Source organism: Sulfitobacter sp. HI0027 (assembly GCF_001634775.1).
GTDB lineage: Bacteria > Pseudomonadota > Alphaproteobacteria > Rhodobacterales > Rhodobacteraceae > Sulfitobacter.
Genome location: NZ_LWER01000064.1, coordinates 1 through 2,231, shown reverse-complemented (window position 1 = coordinate 2,231; position 2,231 = coordinate 1). Strand labels below are relative to the sequence as shown.

Sequence of the window (2,231 nt, the reverse complement as noted above, 5' to 3'; positions counted from 1 at the left end):
TAAATACCTGGTTTTGCTCATTATTAACTGCGCCGCTGTCCACCCCAGTGCCGATCCAAAGGATCGGTGTACCGACCAAGGGTCGGCGCGGAGCGTACATATTGCGAAGCAATAATAACAAACAATCAGGTGGGTTGCCCCATTCAGAAATCCATGGATCAAAGCTTATTCTCAGCTCCCCATGGCTTATCGCAGAGTATCACGTCTTTCATCGCCTCTTACTGCCAAGGCATTCACCAAACGCCCTTTTCGCGCTTGATTTGATCCAGAAAAAGAAAGACTTGCGTCCTTCGCGAAGATCAGAAGCTGGTAAGAAACTGATCCTCTTTATCCTGTATCAAAAGCATACTTTTACCCGCCCAGACTATCGCCTGGACAATGAGCGATGCAGATAGCGAACCGTCCGTGCAGGAGGTCCGCGTCATCGCTCTGGTTAGTGTACTTGACTTGGACAACATATTCGTTTCGGTCGCGATATGTCTGGAAGGCCGAGGAAACAGCCCGTCAAACACCGGCCCAAAAGGGCAGCAACCGAGATCATCCCCTAACGCGGGGCGATCAAACATGTTGTTAGTATCTCTCTTTACGATGTCAATCGCGTGCATCCGAAGGATATCACGCAAACGTCCAGATTGGACGAGCAAAAGCGCCGTAGCGCTCTTGCTGATCTAATCTATCAGCAGCTTTCGAACCATTTAGGCAGTGTCGTACGAAATGGAAACTTAATCGACCTGGCACGCAGAACGTTTAGCTTATCATCTCGAACCGGGTCTCGCTTGATACGCAAGTAGGCGCGTCGCTCAGCTATGGGCCACTCGAGCTCATTCAGATCGTGAAAAGCATCAAAGAAGCTCGCCGCAGTCTGGTCAGCCTTGGCCCAGGCCTTGCCTGGAAGCCCCTTACCGTCACCATTCCCGATCACCGTTCGGTGCCTGTTCGCGTCAACTAACGCGCTGCTATTGGCGTACTTGAGATGAACCAAGTAGACCCCTTTCGGAAGGACAAAAGCCACATCCTGAAGGTTCTCAGCAGCAGCCTGTACACCATGACGCACAAGATGCGTCCCACGTCGCACGGCCCAAGCCTTGCTATAGTGGCCGGAGAAGTGAGCCTGACGCCGGTGGCGCAGCGCCCAATCCTGATTAGCCAGCGCAATGTCGCTATCGGCTTCTGCAAGGTTCATACCCAAAGCAAAGAGAGCAGTCGCCCTCTTGCGCGATGCGAACAATTCAGTGAAATCAGCGTAACGATCCGGATCCAAACAGATTAGCTCATCCGCATCTGTACGAATAACCCAATCATAAATGGCGCCGAGCCCGTCTTGAAGTCCGTTAAGCAGATGCCCACGAACCCGGTCAAAACCAGTAAGATCATCGCGAGGAACCGTGACCACATTCGCCCGCGGGCAAAGCTCTGAAATCTTCGGATCATGACCATGAGCCACAATATAAAGGTGATCTGAACCGAGGTGCCGTGAATAATGGGCGTACCATTGTGACAACGCCCAGTAATCGCGGTAAACCATTGTGATCGCACAAATCTTCATGCCCTCTTCTAATCCGTTCAGACCAGAGGCGACAAGAGAATTCATGGTGGAGCCTAGGAGGATCGAACTCCTGACCTCCTGAATGCAAATCAGGCGCTCTCCCAGCTGAGCTAAGGCCCCAAAAGGCTTCTGCACTGCAGATGCGATGGTGGGTCGAGGAGGACTTGAACCTCCGACCTCACGCTTATCAGGCGTGCGCTCTAACCACCTGAGCTACCGACCCATACGGGCGGTAGCCCGTGTTCTATTTTCTGAAGAGATATGAGGACGGCTCGGTTCTAATATTGGCCGGCTTTGTATGCCGACCTGCTAAGTGTTCCATGAGTTGAGCAAGCTCAACTGGCTAGGAACATCCTTAGAAAGGAGGTGATCCAGCCGCAGGTTCCCCTACGGCTACCTTGTTACGACTTCACCCCAGTCGCTGATCCTACCGTGGTCCGCTGCCTCCTCGAAAGGTTGGCGCACGGCCGTCGGGTAGAACCAACTCCCATGGTGTGACGGGCGGTGTGTACAAGGCCCGGGAACGTATTCACCGTGGCATGCTGTTCCACGATTACTAGCGATTCCGACTTCATGGGGTCGAGTTGCAGACCCCAATCCGAACTGAGACAGCTTTTGGGGATTAACCCATTGTCACTGCCATTGTAGCACGTGTGTAGCCCAACCCGTAAGGGCCATGAGGACT

General features: G+C 53.0%; 1 protein-coding gene, 2 tRNA genes and 2 rRNA genes. All 5 read right to left on the bottom strand.

Annotated elements, in window-relative coordinates; genetic code table 11:
- Positions 1-261: ribosomal RNA gene (locus A3722_RS24495) — 23S ribosomal RNA — on the bottom strand; the annotation flags it as partial.
- 415 nt (positions 262-676) lie between these two features.
- Positions 677-1,591 carry a glycosyltransferase family 2 protein gene (locus tag A3722_RS03950; protein ID WP_082849346.1) on the bottom strand — a complete coding sequence of 305 codons (915 nt, stop codon included), beginning with the start codon at positions 1,589-1,591 and terminating at the stop codon, positions 677-679.
- A tRNA-Ala gene (locus A3722_RS03945) sits at positions 1,591-1,666 on the bottom strand. The genes A3722_RS03950 and A3722_RS03945 overlap by 1 nt, the downstream gene beginning before the upstream one ends.
- A 26-nt stretch (positions 1,667-1,692) precedes the next feature.
- Positions 1,693-1,769: transfer RNA gene (locus tag A3722_RS03940), tRNA-Ile, on the bottom strand.
- A 136-nt stretch (positions 1,770-1,905) separates the two neighbouring features.
- Positions 1,906-2,231, bottom strand: a 16S ribosomal RNA gene (locus A3722_RS03935); the annotation flags it as partial.